Source organism: Kluyvera huaxiensis (genome assembly GCF_040149365.1).
Taxonomy (GTDB): domain Bacteria; phylum Pseudomonadota; class Gammaproteobacteria; order Enterobacterales; family Enterobacteriaceae; genus Kluyvera; species Kluyvera intermedia_A.
The window spans coordinates 36869-56502 of the sequence record NZ_JBEFLV010000009.1; the positions used below are offsets into that span (position 1 = coordinate 36869).

A 19634-nucleotide genomic window follows, 5' to 3' on the forward strand; every position below is an offset into this window, starting at 1 on the left:
GTAGACTTCAGAAGACTTGAGTTTGGAGCGGGCGAAGGGAATCGAACAACCTCCCTTAACAGCCTTGAAAGATCTCAAAACTGGTAGTTGATGACGGAGATTGTAGAGGAAAAATCTCATGTCTATCAAGGCCCAATCTTATTTATATCCTACTGCTGACGGCGTTTGGATGTTCCAGATCTTCATTCCGGTGTACATGCGCCACATCTTCGGAGGGAAACGCCTGTACCGGAAATCTACAGGCACCAGGGATCTGACAGCAGCAAAACATTTCCGTAATCACATGCTGATCGAGTGGAAAACCCTGAAAGAACAGTATTCCCCGGATACGGAGGAAAGGCGCATACAACACGCCATCGCAGGACTGCATAAGCAAGCCACATTACGCGCCCCACTCCAAACAGTACCGACACTAACCACTATCCGCGATCAATACGCGGACAAATACAGAGACAAGCGCTCATTCTCGACGCTGGCTAAATCTGCTCGCGCCGTCGAGGTGTTTCTCGCATCGCTGGATCGGGTAGATGTTAAAATCACTGAGATCAGACGGTCACAAGTGACGATGTTCATCAACCAGCAGGGCAAGAAAGCCCCTCAAACCGTCCAGAACTGGCTAACGTGCCTGGGGAGCCTGTACGAGTATGCTCGGAGAAGTCATGACGACATAGCGCCGGATAACCCGTTTCACGGCATGAACCTCGAAGCGAGGGCGACGATTGAAAGTTATCAGCCGTTCGATCCTGACCAGATGCAAAAGCTACTGGATTCAGCAGAGCCAGAGATCAGGAACATTATCACTATGGGACTCTTTTCAGGATGCCGCCTTGATGAACTGGCAAGCCTCAAGAAGTCAGAGATCCAAACGGTGGAAGGTGTACGCTGTTTCTACATCTCGAAGTCAAAGACCAAAGCGGGGATCAGGCATGTCCCTATTCACTCCCGGCTATCTGAGATTGTCGATGAGTATTTGAGTCACGCTTACGGCGAATACCTGTTTCCACAGGCTAACAGGATTAACCGGAAGGACGGCAAGAAAGGCCCCTTCTACTCTCAAGCGTTCACCAGACTACGCCGTCGTGTGCTTCCTACAGCCACAGACCGCCAATGCTTCCACAGCTTGCGCGGTATGTTCATAACCTGCTTAGACCGTGCAGGAGTACCAGAACAGCGGATCGGAGCCATAACGGGACACACAGACCAGAAATCGAAGACGGAAGCCTTCCGCACCTATTCCCAGGGCGCGAGCATGGAGGAGCTAAAAAAACATGTGGAAATCGTTAAATTTTTATGGTAAATGGGTTGACTTTAAGTAAGGAAATGTGCTACCCTACACACGAAGTTCGCGAGCGAAGCGAGGGAGGTTTGTTATCCCGAAGGGATAGAGCTACCTTTGTACAATAGTATTCTTTCATGTTAGTCATGAAAGAGAGAGTATGTCTGTTCCTGTGTATCAATCACTACTCAGGTGTACTCTCTACCTCCGATCTGAATTAACCATTAGCCTCCCCTGATAATAATCTGTTCTTGTTACTACCTGATGTAGCTACGTAGGTATGAGTAATCCGAAGTCATGCACTGATCCAACTATCATTAACTTAACCTTTATAATAATCCCTTCCTGTTACTCACCGATAACCACCACCAGAGATCCATCTCGATGAGATTCCAGAGTATGCTGGAGAGTCGTCTCGATGATTACCGTCTTCATTTAACCACGTCCACCAGCAGCCCCTGAACGCATTACAGCCTGTCTCCCTGACGTTCACCCATCCTTTGAGAGAAAGCAGCACAGAACGCAACAGACGAAGCGAGAGCAGCGCCCAAGCTGGCACATCGTGCAGCCGTCGCCCTTCTCACTGGTGCAACATCCAGAAGATGATTCCCAGAGCCACCAGCGGCGCTACCTGACGTTGTGGAGAGTGGAAGCCCCCCGATCAAATGCATACGCTCTAATGAGTGCTCCGGGCCGTTCTCTCTGACAGCTTCACTGTATCCCCACTATCCACTTCCGACCATGCAGATCCAGACAACACAGCTCTCAAATCACATTTAAATACAAAAGTCAACAAAAAAACTTGACAAAAAGTGCTTTTTCCTGTATTATAAATCATATAGGGAAGCAATGATGAAACGGTGCTCATTCGTCACATGGTATGAGCGTACCCCATCGGGGAATACACGCGAGATCTCGCCGCCTTTTATAGAATCTACTCCCCTAACGCTATTCCCATAGTAGCAAGCATGACCGTGCGCAACGTCGTACACTCTCCGCAGAATAAAGCCTCCAGGTTGCCGAATGTTTTTCTCCTTAGCCCAGAACCCGATCTGGGTGGTTGTGTTGGACATTTGGATCAATCCTTCCTGGGGGCTTTCCTGCATTTGAACATAAGGAAAATCATTACAGTTGAAAAGTCAGACATTAAAAACCATTGCCGAATGGCTCCCCCGCTTTGAGTTCCACGTTTACCGCGACAGGCTACGCCAGTACGGAATGCCAACCACCCCGCAGCGAGTAGCGTTTATGTATTGGGCTGAGGAAGTGATGCAACATTGCTTCACCTTCGAGGACTTCGTAAACGAGTGGAGCAATGGCAACGATCACCGCGAAATCAACAGATGGTTGCAATCCTGCTACATCGGCATGGAGTTTTACCAGGGCAAAACGTATTACGTAACGTCTTACCTCGTCGGTGGGAAGAGTCCGTTTTATTGCCCACGCTGCAACCGCATCAACATCAAACGACTATTAGAAATCAAGGAGAAACAAAAGCGTGACTAAACTACCAGCCGCATTAATGCGTGAAGTAAAAGCAGAATTTAAGGCCCAGCGCGAAAGTTACATTTCAGGATACATTGAAGCCCATCTGTCTGATGTGTTCAGCATCTCAGACTTCTACCCTGTGATCCTCACCACGCTACAGCAAGCTATCCTCGACGGGTACACCATAGCCGACTATGACCGCCAGCCGTTCTATAACGCCGGGGAACCTGCAATTCGCATTGTGTTGAACCGCAAGCAAGATGAAATCGAGGCTCACCGTACTGCCCTCACCACAGAGGCAGAAGCCCAGCTTATGGCGTCCCTGATGGCTCAAGCAGAAGAATATTACACCCAAGCCGTAGCCGAAGAGGAACGCCGTCAACGTGCAGAAGCAGCCGCGCAAGCCGCAGCAGCAGCCGAGGCCCAGACGTTCGCCAGCCGTTTACGTGTCGCCCTCGCGGACACTGCGAGGTAAGGGACAGGTTATGTTCATTCACTATGCTCAGAAGAGAAACCCGGCGAAGCTCTCTCAGAAAAGCGCCAGCGCCTATCGTCAGATGATGACCGCCGAACAGGGCGGGAAAGATTTCATAACAGGCTCGCCACTGACAGATCCAGTTATTGACCACGACCACAGAACAGGGCATTGCCGCCTTATCCTGAACCGTGTAACGAATGCCATTGAAGGCGATTTCAATCGCATCTTGTCTCGCATTGCCTACCGTGAAGACTTCACACCGCTCTTATGGGAAGTTTATTTCGGTCATCATAGCGATCTGTACGATGAGTTATACGACGCAGCGCTCGACCGTAGGAACGGCTTTCTCAAAGAAGATGACTTCGGATTTATCTTAAAACAGTTTGCGGTGTATTACGCCGTCCGCTTTGACCAACTTCACCACCTGGAGTATTACCGATGACCAAAAACCCGCAACAATCCTTAGCCTGGTTAAAGCACTATTGGAGCCACCAGCAACAGGACATGCAGAAATCAGAAATCAAGCTCGAACCACTGAACAAGCCAGAGTTATTCGACAAAGCAGTAGATAAAATCACCATTGGTCAGTTCTATCAGTGGTTACTTTCCGAAGGCTACATCTTCAAAACTAAGGATAACAAATAATGTTGAAACTCATTATTGCACGCGACGTGCTCAGCTGGATTGATGCAAATAAGGGCGAGGACAGCCGCCCAACATTCATTATTAAAACTTTACGAAATGCTATGAACGAGGGCACTGATGACAGAAAAGCAACAAATAAGACCACTGATTGACCATTTACAAGCAGAAAAGTACGCGTTTATCAGCGCTCAAGGTAAAATACTCCTCCACCACATCCCCACGAATACAAATCACTGTCTGGACATTCTCGAAAGGGAATACCATTTATCAACTGGTAGAAAGTGGCGGCGGGATTATTTAAACCTTCTTTGGGATCACATTCCATTCATCAAAGTTTACGATTTCAACCCGGCGAAGCCATACGGTATCGATCAGAATGGAACCCTGAATACGTTCAGGCGCTGGCACAGCGACAAGACACCAGCCGCAGATCTCACCTTATGGCATGAGTACCTGGCGAGACTCTTCCCAGACCAGACAGACCGCGCCACAGTGAGCGCATACATGGCGCACATGTTCCAGCACCCAGAACAGCGCCCAAGCTGGCACATCGTGATCCCAAGCGACACCGGAACCGGGAAAGGCTTTTTGTTCAATCAAATTCTTTCGCCGCTCCTGATGCACCAGACCACGCTTTACAGCAACTACAGCACCCTAACCAGCGTCCACAATGACGCGATGGCCCGTACAATCCTGATTCTGTTTGACGACCCGCCGCCAGCTACACGCAGCATGGCAGACCGCTTAAAGTCCATCCAAACAGAACCCATGATCGAGATTAACCGGAAGTACGAACAGCCCCGCAAAGTACCAACATTCACCAGATTTTTCACGTTCAGTAACAGCGAAAGTCCGATAGAAGTAGAAGCCAATGACCGCCGTCATTACTGCACCCACCACATACGCCACAAGGTGAGCAGGGAAGAGACAGCCGAGTTTATCACCCGCCTTGCAGAGTGGCTCGCCGTGGGAGGTCTGGAAGCCGTCCATGCTTATTTAATGGCTTACCCCTTGTCAGAGTTCACTCCGTATCGCCCACCGTTCAGCGTGGCGCTTGAGCGCATGAAACAAGCCAGCATTAGCGAAGAGCAGAACGAAGCGGAGATCTTCACCGGAGAAAATCCGGCGTTTGCATTCCAGGCATTCCATGACGCTTGCCCGTCATTCGCACGACCACAGGACGCGAGTCAATGGCTACGTGATAACGGGTACATGAGCGCCAGAGTGAACACCCGCGCCGGGTTAAAATCAGTCTGGTATCGAGCGCCGCAGGACGGCAGCAGCAAGATCCCGGAGAGTGTTCTCTCCTGGTTTGTCGATAAATACTACCCAACCCCGACGAAGTGATCAGGGCTACAGGGCTATGATTTTAGCCCTGCATTTTGAAACCCGCGCCACCACTGGCTTGATCATGGCTACAAGGCTAACAGGGCTATTTATCAAGTATTCTTAGATCTTTTTCGACTTCACCGTTTTTATAACGGGGAGAGGAGACTCCCGCCAGAGTTTCCCGCAACGCATTAGCCGCCCCATTTCAGCCGCTCACCGTGACGTTCGTCATGGTGTAGCGATCTGCTGAACAAGTATTGAAAAGCAAATCTTTAAATCACTCATACAGCGAGTCTGTACTTGCACCCCATCCGGGCGGCGAGGGTAGCCGCACACATTCCCGCCCAGAAAGTGCCAGCGCACAGCCAGGGCATCAAAACAAATCACTTTTATTCAGGAGGCCATGTAATGGCACGACGCAGCAAAGCTGTATACGAAGAATTTTTCCAAAATGGGCGCAAGGCACAGCGCATAGAAGAAGTTGAGCGCCAGCTTATGAACACAGACCACCAGCACCACCGTCAGCTTGAAGCGGAGGAACGCAGCACGGAAAACATGGAAGACAATTTCCCTCGTGTTATTCCAAACACGCCAATCATCGAGTGGTTGCCGGGATACTACATCCATCGCCTTGAGTGGGAAGCGTACCGCGACGGGCGCAGCGTGATAGACGCGCAAGAACCGCGCCAGACGGTTGACCCGGAGCTAATCTCGTACCAGTGGAATCACTTTGTAGTTAACTCACGCTTTACGTGGAAGCTGGAAGATCACGCCATCGTTTACACCTTCGTTTAGCGTTTTACTTTTCGAGAGAGTCCCAGCGAACCGCAGAAACTATCCCCCAGTTGCCGTTTGCATTTGGTCGCTTCCATTTCGCAGTCTCCATCTTACGCAGGTAGTCTAAAGCCTCTTCGAAAATTAGAAACCTCTTTAGGTTATCAGCCTCGCCAACGACATAAGACCGATCCCGATTACTCGCAAGCCCCGGATTAAAACAAGTGCCGTCCTTCGCATACGGAACAATCACAATCTCTGTATTTTCAGTTTGATTAGATGCAAAGAGTTGCCATGCTTCAACCCCAAGCGCACGAGCCAATGCCTCAATAGCATCAAGCGAGGCATTTGACGTCCCTCGTTCAATCCTGCTCATGTAGCTACGAGCAAACCCACAGCGATCAGCAAATGCTTCCTGGCTAAGACCAGAAGCAATGCGAAGCTGTTTAACTCTTTGTCCAAACAAGGCTCTTAGATTCTTTTGCATCTGCTAAAGATGCAAGTTTAGACCTCTAATCAGCCACGCTCTAATCGTGACATTTTGAACTAATGTTGTATGATTTGCTCCTTCCACAGAACACAAACCAGGAACATTATGAAAAAGATTCTTATGGCGGCAGTATTGATTGCGACGGCGACTAACGCTTACGCGTTGAGCCACGGGGATAGAGCCACCCTAAAAGAAGGAACATTTAACTGTAAGAAGCTGACCGATTTTTACGAGATGATCAGTAACATTCAGGACAAAGACCAGCAAGGTATGATTGGTCTCATTACTTCCGGTAAATGCCGTCTCCTAAAAGAATCGATGACAGTTGAGATTCAGAACGTAGACGAAAAGGGTTTTGTTTCCTTCATCACTCCAGGTGGTCACGGTGGCTGGGCTGTTCAACAGTTTTTTGAAGAGTAATCCCCTTCTATCTCTTAATGGCGTGAATCCTCACGCCATCACACAAGCGTAGCATTTGAGTATACATTAACACTACGTGATAAAAGTGGCCTAAAAGACGTAGCTTAAATAGCGCTTTACTACTTAAACGCTACATGTAATTATGCTACAACACAAACGCTACACAAGGGCTACCCTGATGACCACCAGCCGAGTTTATGCCTATCTCCGCGCCTCCACCAAAGAGCAGGATGCTACACGCGCCAAAGCAGCATTGGCAGAATTCGCCGCCTCTAATGATTTAGGCCACGTCACCTACTTCATTGAGAACGTGAGCGGAGCCAGTTTACAGCGCCCGGAGCTTATGCGCCTGATAGACATAGCCGCGCCCGGTGACATTCTGTTAGTGGAGCAAGTAGACCGCCTGAGCCGTCTTAACGTTGAAGACTGGGAAACACTGAAAGCCCAGATTGATAGTAAAGGCTTGCGAGTGGTGGCCCTCGACTTGCCTACCAGTCACTTAGTTTTGAAAGTCCCAGAGGACTTTATGCAATCCATGATGAAAGCTATCAACGGTATGATGTTAGAAATGCTGGCAGCAATCGCCCGTAAAGACTATACAGACCGCCGCCGCCGTCAGGCTGAGGGAATCAGCAAGGCGAAAGCAGAGGGCGCTTACAAGGGCCGTCCAGTAAACAACAAACTACACGAACAGATCCGCGCATTGCATGAAGCAGGTAAGACAAAGAGCGAGATCCATCGCCTCACAGGAGCAGCCCGAACCACCATTAACAAAGTGCTTGTGGCGTAAGCCTTACTTGTTCCCCGCCACCAGCCAATGATATTTAGGGATGGCTGGCACTGGAATTGGGTACGTCACGAAAACGTCGTTAAGCGACTCATGTAATGGAGCAAACCAGCGCCTTCCTGGGGAGCACTCAAGCCCAAGTAGACGCATTGAGAACGAATTATTCAACGGCGATTAAGAGAGGGACACGCGCATGAAACGCTTACTTGTGCTGACGCTGGCGCTACTGCCAGCCCTGGCGAATGCCACACAGATAACCCTGATTCTCAGTGAAGAACAGGTGACTGACAATTATAAGGTGTGCATCTACGAAAACGCCAACTTTACGGAGACAGTGACGGTTAAGCCGTCGCAGCAATGCCGCTACACTATAACCTTTGAAGAGGAGTAACGATTTAAAACTTCTCTTCGTTCATCAAACTTCTGAGATAGCGTAATTCACTTGCAAAACTTCTGGCCTCTCGGACATTTGACTCTAACGATTCTATTCTTTTTTCGTTTTTAGAGTCTGAGAATACAGCAGAAGCATGAACAGAAATTTCATGTAAAGTGCGTGCTGAAATAATGGCCAAATCAAGAAGCGGCTCGCCCACATAAGCATCTCCTGATTTTTTATTTCTTACTTCACCGTTCCAGCCTGGATTTCTTAAGAAACAAGGATTTGTTTCAGATGGGATAAAATAACCGTGCATAAGGCTATTTCTATAATTTGACAAATCAAGAGCAGCCAGTGAAGCGTCCTGTAGTACCGCATTGCATTTTTGGCTTAACTTTGCATTCCCAGCACCAAAGGAACTGAACATACTCTCAGCATTCAATTTCTCTGTAAAAGGCCTTACCCCTTGCACATCAGTTTCAGTTAATGTCCAAATCGCTCGCTCAAGTGTCGTTTCAAACAATCCATACTGAACCACAAACGCTCCAATTTTCATCAAACGGTCTGGTGTCAGATGCACCGCGAAAAGTTGGCCCATGATTAAAGCGGCCCTATCTTCATAATTGTTATTCATTTTGTGGACTCGAAACACGGTACTGTACGTAAAAGCTATAATAACTGTACGCGCTCGCGCAGTGCAACGTAGAGCCCGAAGACAGGTTAAAGCGCCAGTCAGGGCAGTAAGCCAGCTACACCTATTAGTGAAGTAGCTACAGGCTTTGAGGGGGTGATGCCATTTTCATGGGAATTTTTTTCCTTGTTTCTGATAATAATCTTTCCAGAATTTCATCGGTGACTTTGCACAATAATTGGACAACTCTTTAAAGTCAGACTCATACTGAGGTAGATTTTTAGCCAATGTTATTAGCTTTGGTAGTACGCCTGTACCATCACCAACAACTTTAAACGTCATTGCCCCATGCTTTCTATCTTCGTTAACTAATTCCAATGCTGCAACAGTTTGCATTCTGCCCTCATGCAACTGCTTCAAATAGAATTTTCTGTTAAAGAAGAAATCGCGGAATGTTGGCGCGTCTGCTTCAAGCCTAATGTCCCAAGTAAGCGGTAGAGCGTCGCAGATTTTTTCACTCATCATTTCACCACTCGCGCTTCCGTCCTCGGATGCCTCCATACTCAAAGTCATCTTTGGTTGTGAAGGATCTAATCCCAGTTCTCCACTGTCCGCTAAGTATTCAGCATTTGTTGACCATTGACCTGCTAAAAATTCGCTATCGTAGATGTATGTCTTCTTTAATTCTTTATACGACGAAGGTATTTTCACCAAACTATCTAAAGCACCACTAAAGCTGGTCAGAAACCCTGCAAGATAGATCAGCGCGTATTTACCCCATTCGAGTTTTTTCATGGGCATCCTGTATGAGAAATTGTGTTCAAATTTGCTGGTTAACCGCCACCAATTCCAAAGCACCATAATGAGCTTGTCTATGGCAATTTGGACATAATGCTATAGCATTTTCCACGGAATCCTCTCCCCCTTTAGAAAGCCACTCAATGTGGTGAACCTCAAGAAATGGCGTACCATCACCTCTCAGGAAAGGTGCATCACGCTGACAGCTTTGGCACTTACCGTTTGCTCTTAAAAGAACTTCGGCAACCACATACGGGCTTCGTTTATAAACTCGTGTTGTTACTTCGGTTATCACTGGAATTTTACTTTCCGTAGCTAAAATCTTCTCCCGTGTAGAAGAGGGTAATTTAGCAGCAGCCTCTACTGCTTCTTCAAACTCCGACTTCACTTGACGGTAACACCATTTACCCTGTTTATCCTGGTACAACTCCCAAATGCCATGCACAGAGGGTTGATAGATTTCAAAAATGTTCCCTCGCTTGAATAAGCGGTCATACTCATGGTAGCGATGAGCCGTGTCATCTGTTCTTCTGGCAACTTCATTGCAAGGCCAATGACTTCTATTGCAATTGACGGTGTTAATAACCAAGTTAGAGCGCGTATTGTCCCGATAGTGAGGATACAATCCTCTAAGATAAGCATCGACTTGCTTTATTGTGGCAGCCCCTCCCAGCTTCTCTATTACCTGAACAGTAGTGATCCTTATCGGCTGGTCTCCATACTTTAAAGCACGATTTGGTTTTGTTGCCATCTTTGGCCTCACCTGCAACTAAGAATTACCTTAGGTTATCTATCAAGCATTGTTCATGCAACTATCTGATTTTAAGCAATAGAAACCATAAAGCCCCGTTAGTGGTAAGGAGACAAGCGGAGCCGTTAGGCGACTACATCAATGTTCAGAGAGGTCACACCTTATCAGGGTGCTCGTGTACCGTTAGGAGCGTGAGCGAAGCGCTGGCAGAGCCGGATCTGTAGCTACCGGAGCAATACCACTATTCACCTGTTTACGCAGCCACAAGGCCGCACATCGGGCTTAAATGCGTATGATCAATCTGGTGTAAGAGACAATGCCCGGACCAGGCTTTTCCTTCACGTTGTGCTATCGCGGTGTGAGGTTGGAACTGCCGCCGTCGAATAGTTATACTCTTACTTCCATAGTAACTATCCGTGACAACTAACAGTGTACCTCTTGTTGGTAGATCGTCGTTCAATGGTAGAACGATAATAGACAACTTATGTTAAGTAAGTTGTTGATAGCGAAACACATTAAGCCAGTAGCTGGCGGTGTTTTGCAACAAGGGGAGAGATCTGGAGCGGGCGAAGGGGTTAGAACAACCCCGCCAATAACTTGAAAAATATAGAATTTTCAAGTTATATCTTAACTTATACCCCCAAAGATACCCCCAAAGCACAGAGGCTTTGAATTCAAGTAATTACCTTTGTCGATAAATCAGCAGGAAGCGAGATGATAGCAAATGGCAGGCATACTCGAAAGCAGCGACACCAGTAGCATCAGACTAATTACGATTTAATAAACCCAGATCGCGGCGGGCCCTCATGATATCAATATTCGTGAGATATGGCGTTTGTTCTTGCCAGCTAAACCCTCTGCGATCGATACGAACCAGTTCGTACTTTTCCACTAGAAAGTTAATGGCATTAGCGAGAGTGATACCGGCATCGAAATGTTCCTTTATAACGGTTTCATCACTGAACGGCGTATCGTTCAGGGTCAGACCATAGTGTTTTTCCAGTAGCCGTGTAAGAAGCAATTGCCAGACTGCAACGGGTGGCAGGCAGGGCTTCGCCGCCCGCGAAATTGTAGCCGGTAGAATTTTCATATTTGTTCTCGTGAAATTTGTTAGCGCTGAGTGGAATAAACAGCGACGTATACATAGCCACAACTGCCAAGGGTATCGGCTTCGCAGGTAAAACCGTTGTGGTACAGGGTGACGCAGTGGGCGTGGCGAGGATTCATTTCACCCGTGCTCAGCATGGATTCCATCCGGCTGATAAAATGCGGAAATGCCACATCCAGCTTAAGACATTCGGCATCACTGAACTTACCTGTGATACAGGCCCGGTCAGCCAGGTAGTGCAGCTGGTTGCCCTCCTGCACCAGACGTGTTCCCAGGCGCGGCGTGATATCGCGCTGCAGGCCCCAAATGATGTTGCTCATTACAGTTCTCCACAATTGTCAGTTCAGGGTGATGCTCATCAGGCAGGCATAAGGCCCGTTGCGGTCCTGGCGGCGTTCGGCGTACACAGCCAGGACTCCTGTGATATCCGGAACATCCCTGCCGGTGTAATGACAGACGCTACCGTGCCACTGATATTTTCCGGTGCAGTAGCGAAAGATTCGGGACTCAGGATGCTGGCGGTATATCGTCATTGCCCGGCGTTTACTGATAATTTTCATGTAATACCTCACAACAGACCGTGTTCTGCGAACGAATAGATTTGCCTGCCACCAACAATCAGATGGTCAGGAATACGGATATCCACCAGTTGAAGTACCTGAGTCAGTCGCTGCGTGAGGGCTTTGTCAGCCTGGCTGGGTGTCGTCTCGCCGGAAGGATGGTTATGCACCAGTATCACCGCCGCCGCATTGAAGTGCAGTGCACGTTTGACCACTTCCCGGGGATGGACCTCGGTGCGGTTAATCGTGCCACTAAAGAGCGTCTCATGGGCGATAAGCTGGTTCTGATTATCCAGATACAGCACCCGGAACTCTTCCCGCTCAAGTGCGGCCATATGCAGTCGCAACCACTCCCGAACGGCGTGAGTAGAGGTGAAGGCTACCCCTGGCTCATGCAGGTGCCGCTCCAGAGCCCTGAGCGCCCGCTGAATGAGACGCCGGTCCTGTGGCGTCATCTCGCCGGGTAAAAAGGAGAGCTGTTTCATCCTTTGTTCCTCCGTTCAGTCGATGATACGCAGAATGGCGTGAGCTTCAGGATGCTGCAGGGCATAGTCCCGCAAGCGATAATAGTGTGCGGTCATTGCGTCACACTCTGTGCGACAGGCGTGATGGCTGTATTCAATCATGCAGACCGCGATACCTGCGGCTTCCACGCTCATTTCCGCGCCATTGCCGTTCATGCTATTAAACAGATGCCATTTATCGCCACCGTCAGCATCAGGGGCCATAAACGCGCCGCCATTACTGAGCGTGTAAAAGGACCAGATACCACCGCTGTACTCATCACAAAAGCGCTCCATCCAGGCGAAAATACGCGGTTCCAGCGTTATCCACTGCGGGATAGTGCCAAAGTACAGCGGCCAGAAATCGAGACGCTGTTCGTCAGGTACTGGTGTTGCTGTAAGGGCAAATTGAGGTTCATTAGCGGGTACCAATTCGCATTGAGTTTGTGTCGTCATGGATTTTCTCCGTCAATAAAAACGCCAGCGACGATGGCTGGCGTATGGGAAATAAAGGACAGACAGGGATGATGAATGGGTGTGGTCAGGAGGAGGATGCTCTGAGCATGCCTGAGTTGCGGATATAACGGTTAAGCCCTTCACCGGCATCCGGTTCAAAGCACCACGCCCGCCAGATCATTCGACCTTCAGAGTCACGAACCACCAGGCGGAAGTGTGTGCCCTGGTCGTCTTCAATGCTGATGTTGCGATACCTGCGGGTAACCGCTTCGGCCTGCTGTCGGGTAAAAGGTCCCGGTGGCAGCATGTGAGATTCAGACATTCGATGTACCTTAAAAGCAAAAGCCCCTGACGCAGACGCGTCAGGGGCTTTGGGAATATGCGGGTGTGGGGAGATTGTCAGTAACCGGTTTGTACCTTATACAGCCGCAGGGTTTTGCTGCCCCGAACAATCTTCACATACAGGGCATTATCTTCCGCGCTGCGTACAAAACCGGCCTTCACATCGCCCTTACAGTCACCACCATCGTAAGGAACATTGATGCCGGTCTGGCGCACCAGGTCGATAATCCCGAAGCTTAAATCTTCACAGGCTGGGCCCGGCAGGTCCTGAATCAGGGCAAATTTATGGTCGTCGCTGACACCGGTCAGTGAGCACATGGACGTATTGATGTCGTTTCCCTGGCACCAGTACTCCTGGCCGGGATTGTCTTTATCCATCAGACTTGCCGGAAGCTGAGCGGCACCGGCACTGAAGGCGGCAAGTGACAGAATGAGGGCAGGTACAGCAGAGGTCATTATTTTCAGCATGGTCTTCTTCCTGAATTAATCCAGCCCGCTGTCGGGCAAAATGAGAGAGGTTGATATCGGGTGTTATCAGAAGCGCCGGTAGCGAAACAGCTCTTTGCCCTGGTAAAGTGCCACCAGGTCGTCATATTCCGGCTTCTTCTGGTTGGGTTTAAAGGTCACTACCGTGCCCGGACGGCACAGGTCTTTTACGGTGAGTCCGTATTTCTTGTCCGGAGTAATGGTGAATCCTTTCGACACATCGTTGCGCATGATAGTTATCCAGCCCCACAGGCCGCCTTCGCAGTCTTTAAAGGGTGCGGAACGCACCGTGACCATCCCGCCCAGGCGGTCAACAGACATGGCTTCGCATTTTCCGGTAACCTGACGATGCGCATCGCACCAGAAAATGTTCCCGTTGTTGTCATTAACTACAGCAGGGAGGGTCCGGTTATAAGGCTGAGCCTGAGCGCCCACACAGAGCAGAAGGCTGCCGGTAATACCCAGTACTTTAATCAGTGTTTTCATTACGTTGGTCCTAAACAGAGAAAGAATCAGGTAGCGGTCATTCAGGCCCAGACAGTCAGGGCCAGCATCAAAAGCCATACCCAGAAGTAAGCCGGTTTCTGACCGAGAGTTTTCGCCCGCCGCCACAGATAGAACGGCACCAGCCAGGCCAGTTTGCCGAACGTGGTGGTGTCCACTCCGGCCTTACGCAGGCGTCGTTCATCGAGATACCCCAGAGCAATATTGAGCAGCAGCGTGATAAACCAGTACTGCCCACCCGAGACGGCATCATATGCCTCGTCAAATGACATCCCGCTCAATCCTGCAGTCCACAACTCCAGCGCGTAGCCAATGAAGGGAGCAAATGCCAGCGTCCACACAACGCCACCCGGAATGCGGTTCCCCGGCAGCGCTGGTGGTGTGGTGCTCCGGAGCAGCGTCGAAGCCAGCGGAGTAGCGGAGACCGGCTGCCACTCTGCCATTCCCTGTCGCCACACCAGAGTGGATGCAGTCAGTTCACCGCGCATAATCAGGCTGGTGATGTCGTCTTCGGTCACATTGTCGTGGCGTATGCCATTTTTCTCGTAATGCCAGGTCATTGTTTTTCCTTCTTAACAGAGGTAATTAAATCAGTGTGTTGCCCGGCTCCTCCTCTGAGGGCCCAGGAGACAGGACTTCACGGATACAGCTGAAGTGCGGAAGGGCCCGGATAAAGCCCGCCTGTGTGGTTAACTGGCTGAGACGTTTTAGCGGGGTGAAAGTTGTATTGAGGACTGTCACCGCATGGATGGTCGCCAGTGGATGCACGGTGATATGCCCGTTAAGTTCACCGGTGAGGTACCAGCAGCCGTCGAGTGATATCAGGCGGTACGGGGCCAGTCCGTCACAGCGCTCTCCCTCAGCCAGCAGCAGTACCCGTTGGCAGGCGGTAATAGCACTGACGAGACGGTAGAACACCAGTGAGGTGGCCGGTGATATAGTCTGTGGCGGTTGCCACACCAGACAGGGCATCCCTCCTGCTGTGAGCAGCATGCCCGCCAGACGCCGGTCCAGCCCCGGAAAGATATCGGCCAGTCCGGACCGGTGAGCAAAGGTCAGCGCATCCAGCTCACCCTGTACGCCCCCACTGGTGCTGCGCAGGCGGCATTGCCCTCGTCGATACTCCAGGTCCAGATACATCAGCCGTTCGCGAAAATCCCGTCGCAGGGTACGGACTGACACACTAAACTCTGCAGCCAGCCGGGCCATGTTCAGCGTCTCACCGGCAACCAGGCGGCTGATTATCAGTGACAGCCTGACAGCCAGTCGGTCGTGACGGCGCTCTGCCTGTGTTATCTCAAATCTCCGTAATAATTAACTGACTGAATATGAAATGATTCTAAAGAGGGGGGCGGACAGGGTATGGACATGGAATGAACTATTTTTTATCTGCCACCGGAGGCAAGCCCAACGCGGCGCACCGTGAAATACGGTGATAAAACACTCAATCCAATGGAGGTAAAACGGACAGGGAGTGTCCTTTCCCAACATGCTGATAACAAGCTCAGGACTGAAACCCACTCAGCATCGCTTCCGCCATCACCCAGAGAGCCCGGTTGAGCTTCACATCGCCGTCGATACCACGCACGGCGCGGGTATGTGTTCGCCCACCTTTTGCACTCCGGCCACTGAGCCCGCCCTTAATCAGGTTCTCCTGAATACGCTGGTATGTGGTCCACAGGTCATTGCTCTCATCCTGCCAGCGGCGTGGGGAGAGTATCTGAGGTGCTGTCACCGGCTGGTGGTCCTCACCAAAACGGTACGTCAGTGCAGCCTGTGCCAGAGCCTGTTGTGCAGGTGGCGGCAGCATCAGCGACTGCATGGCATCCCGCTTCTCTTCCACACGGTCAAAAATACCCAGCACTTCATACGCCCCCTCAATCACCTGACTCACGACATCTCCTTTGTGCGGTACCCGCACCTCGCCGAACGATTCACCGCAGACAAGCCCGTTCTGGCATACCGCACGGAATAATCCCGGTAACATCTGATACGAGCTGGTGCCGTCATGAGAATTGAGCAGAATGATTTCTGGGACTTGCTTGCCAGTAATTTGTCCCTCCCGGCGCAGACGTAACATATGCTTTGTATGCTCGCGACGCCCTGGGTCACGCACCCGGGTCTGGCAGGCAAAGAAAGGCTGAAAGCCTTCACACTGCAGATTTTCAAGAACGGTAATGGTTGGTATCCAGGTATACCGTGCGCTACGAGACGCATGCTTCTCCTCGCTGAAGACACTGGGCACTACACGAAACAGCTCTTCCTGGGTTAACGGACGGTCACGACGAATAAGGTTTGCTGCGCCAAAGCGCGAAGCCAGACGGGTCATAAGCAGACTCCTCATGATGGAAAATTAAATACAAAAAGCCCCGCCGCAAAATCGCGGCAGGGCTCAGGAAACTACGGGTTAGAAGGGTTAATGTTCAGAAGAAGAAATTCCAGACTGCACGGGCGACTGATACCACGATGTCGCGCACAGACTGGATGACTGACCGAACCTGGGCCGGTATCAGGGGCATGGAACTTACTGTATCCAGTACCGAGCCGACCGTTTCACCAAAATCGTCACGGGCTTTTTTATTAACGGCATCGGTACGAAGTGGCGCACTGAGTTGTACTGCCACCTGACTACTGGCCTCCCGTGGCAAGCAACGAATCATCCGCTCAGCCATCATCCGCAGCCCCCACTGCAAACGTATCGACACCGCACAGACAGGGTTTACAGGTTGGAACAACTCATGCAGCAGACAGATTTTGAGGCTGATATTTCGTTTCTGCTCTGTAGACAGCTTTTCACCACCGCAGGTGGGTTCAACCTTGTCAGACTGGCTGATAACAAACAACACCTTATGCCGGTATGCTTCACCAATCACCTGCCGGTAAAAATGTTCATCTACGGCCAGCGCCCGATCATCACCCTTAATCAACCACAGAACCAGATCCAGCTGGGGGAGCTGTTTACGGTACAGCGTGGCATACTCTGTATCCCGGCGCTCAGACTCCCCGACGCCGGGTAAATCCACCAGCGTCATAAAGCGCTTCCCCACTTGCAGGCGAAAGCGTAAGGGTTCGCGTGTGCAGGCGGTCACATCGCTGACCGGTGAAATCTCACCGGTAAACAGGGCATTACATAAGCTGCTCTTGCCCGAGCCAGTTTTACCCATGATGCCAATCACCGGCTCATAGTCAGTAAGCTGATTTATCTGCTGCAGAATACGCTCTGATGCCCAGTGCGGCAGGTTAGAAAGCGAATGCTGCAGTGACTGTAAACCTTCAAATTGATTCATTACTGCTCCTCTGAAATGAAAACAAAAAAGGCAAGACCGTGAGGTTCTGCCTTTAATGAGGTATGTTCAGGGGAATGATATATATCTGAATATTTTTAGAATGCTGATAGGCCGTTCTGTGCCAGAAGCGGACTTTTTAAAAATATTGCGTGCCCAACAATTGGGCGCAGGTCACATCAAGTACCCTCAGAATTATAGAGAATACCTGAAATTTTTGTAGAGCGAGGTTTGTTACCCTGCCCGACCAGCGACATGTGGTTAGTTTAGTGATCAGAAATGTCGAGCGTTTGGTCGTTCATTGACGCGGGATCTTCCAACGGTTCCACATGAGTGGTGATATGGATAAAAGGCAGTGCGGTGCGGATATCATTCTCTATACGCTCGGCCCAGTCGTGCCCATATTGAACAGTCCATCGCCCAGGAACTAGGATGTGCATTGTCATAAACGCCCGCCCGCCAGCCTGGCGTGTACGTAGTGCATGGAAATCAAGCCCCTGTTCACGATATCCTGCCAGCAGTGACTCGATTTTTTTGAGTTCTTCCGTGGGTAGCGATACGTCCATCAGACCTGCAGCTGAACGACTCATAAGCTGATAACCAGTCCAAACGATGTTGGCTGCGACCAGCAATGCAACGATCGGATCGACCCAAAACCAGCCGGTCAGATAAACCAGTCCGACACCAAAAATGACACCGACCGACGTCCAGACATCGGTCAGCAGGTGATGAGCATCTGCCTCAAGAGTGATAGAGTTGTGCTGCCTGCCAGCCCTTAACAAAATGCGAGCCGTCACAAAATTAAGGATTGATGCGACTGTTGAAACCAGTAATCCGAGACCAATCTCCTCAAGCGGCTGTGGAGTTAACATCCGCTCAACTGCGGTATAGGCGATACTGGCTGCCGCCAATAGGATCAGAAATCCTTCGAAAGCACTCGAGAAATATTCGGCTTTGCCGTGCCCATATGCATGGTTCTCATCGGCCGGAAGCGCAGCCAAGGTCAGCATCCAGAGCGCCATTAGGGCTCCTGCGAGGTTAACTACGGATTCGATGGCATCAGATAGCAGACCGACCGAACCGGTCATTTTCCACGCCACACCTTTGAGTCCGATAGTGGCAATAGCCGTGGCAATGGAAAGCCAAGCGTAGTGCGTCAGCGGACGAGGTAACCCTTTTGTTTTAGTCATTATTAACTTCCTAAAATAGGACGACTAACTCACATTTCTATCCATGATAGATAATTAAACAATCATTTCGCCATGAATATTTTTTCGTTTTTATTAAATTTAATTAAAAAGTCTCTGCAAGTGCTGTTTCATCTTCTAGTAAACTAAATTTTATTTTTAGGGTTTTCTTCAACTTGAAGTAATATTATCTCACAACAGATTAGTCACTTAGGTTAACTGAGCGGCTTTTATATTTTTCAATTAAAATATGCAAAACTCCCATTGCACCATGTGCATAAAAATAGACCTCAATGAAAGTAGTAAAGAACTTATGCCAGTGGATTACTGTTTCAGCCAGATTTGACTGCATGGTATTCAACAAGAACCATAGGCCACCTGAAAGTGCTACAATTAGCAATGCTAGAACTCCAAATCCTTGGATTGTACTGGCAATACCTCCCGAATGTGCATCGGGCAGTCGGAAACTAGTCAACGTTTTTATATCTTGCTTAATACCACTAAAGTCAAGCCCTACCCATGAAAAATAATAAGTAAAACCTCTTTGAGTAAGCATCCAACTTAACATAATAAAACCACAAATAATCAGTCCTAACCCTGAAATAATGTGCATCCAGGTTATAACTCCTTCAAGACTATGTTCACCAATTGCTTCGGTCTCTGTCAGATTAGAGTTAATAATTTGTGATAATATTAGAAATGCCACAATGATGTGAAGAATACGAAAAAAAGGAGCGTAATCATGGGGTAATAGATTCCAGAGTCGCAATTTCATTAATGAGTCCTTAGTAAATTTATCGATGATCTTAATCATACAAAAGAATTATTAGGATAACCTTAATTCTTAAAATTGCAGCAGGCATTAGTTCACCTCTGATATGGCCACTTGCGAAATGGGAATGGTAACTGTTATTACTATGTGTTTACTTGCTGTTCTTGTTACGCAGCCCCTTAAACACAT

The 19634-nt window shown here is 49.4% G+C and carries 28 protein-coding genes; 10 read left to right on the top strand and 18 right to left on the bottom strand.

Annotation, left to right across the window (positions count from 1 at the left end; all coding sequences use genetic code 11):
- The first annotated feature begins 118 nt into the window (after nucleotides 1-118).
- From ABOC97_RS11175 to ABOC97_RS11205, 7 genes are all read left to right on the top strand, one after another.
- Entirely contained in the window at nucleotides 119-1297 is a 1179-nt protein-coding gene (locus ABOC97_RS11175) for a site-specific integrase (protein WP_064363063.1), read from the top strand.
- Between the two features lie 1110 nt (nucleotides 1298-2407).
- A complete protein-coding gene (locus tag ABOC97_RS11180) occupies nucleotides 2408-2782 on the top strand; it encodes a hypothetical protein (protein WP_043876086.1) in 375 nt (124 codons plus the stop codon).
- Nucleotides 2775-3239: a hypothetical protein gene (locus ABOC97_RS11185; RefSeq protein ID WP_064363059.1), complete on the top strand. Its 465-nt coding sequence runs from the start codon at nucleotides 2775-2777 to the stop codon at nucleotides 3237-3239. Before ABOC97_RS11180 ends, ABOC97_RS11185 begins: the two co-directional genes overlap by 8 nt.
- A 10-nt stretch (nucleotides 3240-3249) precedes the next feature.
- The gene (locus tag ABOC97_RS11190; RefSeq protein ID WP_043876084.1) at nucleotides 3250-3684 is read left to right on the top strand and encodes an endonuclease domain-containing protein; all 435 of its coding nucleotides are present in this window, start codon (nucleotides 3250-3252) and stop codon (nucleotides 3682-3684) included.
- Nucleotides 3681-3887, top strand: coding sequence for a hypothetical protein (locus ABOC97_RS11195; protein ID WP_043876083.1), 207 nt, complete (start codon nucleotides 3681-3683; stop codon nucleotides 3885-3887). The genes ABOC97_RS11190 and ABOC97_RS11195 overlap by 4 nt, the downstream gene beginning before the upstream one ends.
- A gap of 117 nt (nucleotides 3888-4004) precedes the next feature.
- Nucleotides 4005-5234, top strand: a complete 1230-nt coding sequence (locus ABOC97_RS11200) for a DUF5906 domain-containing protein (protein ID WP_064363058.1) — start codon at nucleotides 4005-4007, stop codon at nucleotides 5232-5234.
- A 390-nt stretch (nucleotides 5235-5624) separates the two neighbouring features.
- Nucleotides 5625-6011, top strand: a complete 387-nt coding sequence (locus ABOC97_RS11205; RefSeq protein WP_064363056.1) for a hypothetical protein — start codon at nucleotides 5625-5627, stop codon at nucleotides 6009-6011.
- Nucleotides 6012-6015: 4 nt separating this feature from the next.
- Here ABOC97_RS11205 and ABOC97_RS11210 read toward each other — a convergent pair whose 3' ends face one another.
- Nucleotides 6016-6477 carry a helix-turn-helix domain-containing protein gene (locus ABOC97_RS11210; RefSeq protein ID WP_349597511.1) on the bottom strand — a complete coding sequence of 154 codons (462 nt, stop codon included), beginning with the start codon at nucleotides 6475-6477 and terminating at the stop codon, nucleotides 6016-6018.
- Nucleotides 6478-6585: 108 nt separating this feature from the next.
- Here ABOC97_RS11210 and ABOC97_RS11215 point away from each other — a divergent pair, with 108 nt between their 5' ends.
- The 3 genes from ABOC97_RS11215 (at nucleotide 6586) to ABOC97_RS11225 (ending at nucleotide 8078) form a co-directional block, all read left to right on the top strand.
- Nucleotides 6586-6900, top strand: coding sequence for a hypothetical protein (locus ABOC97_RS11215; RefSeq protein WP_015386387.1), 315 nt, complete (start codon nucleotides 6586-6588; stop codon nucleotides 6898-6900).
- A gap of 178 nt (nucleotides 6901-7078) precedes the next feature.
- Nucleotides 7079-7690: a recombinase family protein gene (locus tag ABOC97_RS11220; protein WP_064363054.1), complete on the top strand. Its 612-nt coding sequence runs from the start codon at nucleotides 7079-7081 to the stop codon at nucleotides 7688-7690.
- 190 nt (nucleotides 7691-7880) lie between these two features.
- On the top strand, nucleotides 7881-8078 hold the full coding sequence (locus tag ABOC97_RS11225) for a hypothetical protein (protein ID WP_064363052.1): 198 nt from the start codon (nucleotides 7881-7883) through the stop codon (nucleotides 8076-8078).
- Nucleotides 8079-8082: 4 nt separating this feature from the next.
- On the opposite strand, the gene ABOC97_RS11230 is transcribed toward ABOC97_RS11225, so the two are convergent.
- From ABOC97_RS11230 to ABOC97_RS11310, 17 genes are all read right to left on the bottom strand, one after another.
- Nucleotides 8083-8697, bottom strand: coding sequence for a hypothetical protein (locus ABOC97_RS11230; RefSeq protein ID WP_074181285.1), 615 nt, complete (start codon nucleotides 8695-8697; stop codon nucleotides 8083-8085).
- A gap of 165 nt (nucleotides 8698-8862) precedes the next feature.
- On the bottom strand, nucleotides 8863-9489 hold the full coding sequence (locus tag ABOC97_RS11235; RefSeq protein WP_047050811.1) for a hypothetical protein: 627 nt from the start codon (nucleotides 9487-9489) through the stop codon (nucleotides 8863-8865).
- Nucleotides 9490-9514: 25 nt separating this feature from the next.
- Nucleotides 9515-10243, bottom strand: a complete 729-nt coding sequence (locus ABOC97_RS11240) for an HNH endonuclease (protein ID WP_059347611.1) — start codon at nucleotides 10241-10243, stop codon at nucleotides 9515-9517.
- A gap of 766 nt (nucleotides 10244-11009) precedes the next feature.
- A complete protein-coding gene (locus ABOC97_RS11245) occupies nucleotides 11010-11333 on the bottom strand; it encodes a TA system toxin CbtA family protein (RefSeq protein WP_000698542.1) in 324 nt (107 codons plus the stop codon).
- A 20-nt stretch (nucleotides 11334-11353) separates the two neighbouring features.
- Nucleotides 11354-11671, bottom strand: a complete 318-nt coding sequence (locus ABOC97_RS11250) for a type IV toxin-antitoxin system YeeU family antitoxin (RefSeq protein ID WP_000065326.1) — start codon at nucleotides 11669-11671, stop codon at nucleotides 11354-11356.
- Between the two features lie 18 nt (nucleotides 11672-11689).
- Complete coding sequence (locus ABOC97_RS11255) at nucleotides 11690-11911, bottom strand: DUF987 domain-containing protein (RefSeq protein WP_000691995.1); 222 nt, start codon at nucleotides 11909-11911, stop codon at nucleotides 11690-11692.
- 8 nt (nucleotides 11912-11919) lie between these two features.
- Nucleotides 11920-12396, bottom strand: a complete 477-nt coding sequence (locus tag ABOC97_RS11260; RefSeq protein WP_000811694.1) for a JAB domain-containing protein — start codon at nucleotides 12394-12396, stop codon at nucleotides 11920-11922.
- Between the two features lie 15 nt (nucleotides 12397-12411).
- Nucleotides 12412-12870 (bottom strand): antirestriction protein, encoded by a 459-nt coding sequence (locus ABOC97_RS11265; RefSeq protein ID WP_016538084.1) that lies wholly within the window; start codon nucleotides 12868-12870, stop codon nucleotides 12412-12414.
- An 85-nt stretch (nucleotides 12871-12955) separates the two neighbouring features.
- On the bottom strand, nucleotides 12956-13192 hold the full coding sequence (locus ABOC97_RS11270) for a DUF905 domain-containing protein (protein ID WP_000004273.1): 237 nt from the start codon (nucleotides 13190-13192) through the stop codon (nucleotides 12956-12958).
- Nucleotides 13193-13269: 77 nt separating this feature from the next.
- Entirely contained in the window at nucleotides 13270-13680 is a 411-nt protein-coding gene (locus ABOC97_RS11275) for a hypothetical protein (protein ID WP_000912997.1), read from the bottom strand.
- Nucleotides 13681-13746: 66 nt separating this feature from the next.
- Nucleotides 13747-14184 (bottom strand): hypothetical protein, encoded by a 438-nt coding sequence (locus ABOC97_RS11280; RefSeq protein ID WP_024198335.1) that lies wholly within the window; start codon nucleotides 14182-14184, stop codon nucleotides 13747-13749.
- 41 nt (nucleotides 14185-14225) lie between these two features.
- Complete coding sequence (locus tag ABOC97_RS11285) at nucleotides 14226-14762, bottom strand: DUF4339 domain-containing protein (RefSeq protein WP_000219797.1); 537 nt, start codon at nucleotides 14760-14762, stop codon at nucleotides 14226-14228.
- Nucleotides 14763-14787: 25 nt separating this feature from the next.
- Nucleotides 14788-15498, bottom strand: coding sequence for a hypothetical protein (locus tag ABOC97_RS11290; RefSeq protein ID WP_024198336.1), 711 nt, complete (start codon nucleotides 15496-15498; stop codon nucleotides 14788-14790).
- A 208-nt stretch (nucleotides 15499-15706) separates the two neighbouring features.
- Entirely contained in the window at nucleotides 15707-16531 is an 825-nt protein-coding gene (locus ABOC97_RS11295; protein ID WP_000197385.1) for a DUF932 domain-containing protein, read from the bottom strand.
- A gap of 94 nt (nucleotides 16532-16625) precedes the next feature.
- A complete protein-coding gene (locus ABOC97_RS11300) occupies nucleotides 16626-17489 on the bottom strand; it encodes a GTPase family protein (RefSeq protein ID WP_001071225.1) in 864 nt (287 codons plus the stop codon).
- A 263-nt stretch (nucleotides 17490-17752) separates the two neighbouring features.
- Complete coding sequence (locus ABOC97_RS11305) at nucleotides 17753-18676, bottom strand: cation diffusion facilitator family transporter (protein ID WP_000167917.1); 924 nt, start codon at nucleotides 18674-18676, stop codon at nucleotides 17753-17755.
- A 199-nt stretch (nucleotides 18677-18875) separates the two neighbouring features.
- On the bottom strand, nucleotides 18876-19448 hold the full coding sequence (locus ABOC97_RS11310; protein WP_001515348.1) for a cytochrome b/b6 domain-containing protein: 573 nt from the start codon (nucleotides 19446-19448) through the stop codon (nucleotides 18876-18878).
- Nucleotides 19449-19634: the final 186 nt, after the last annotated feature.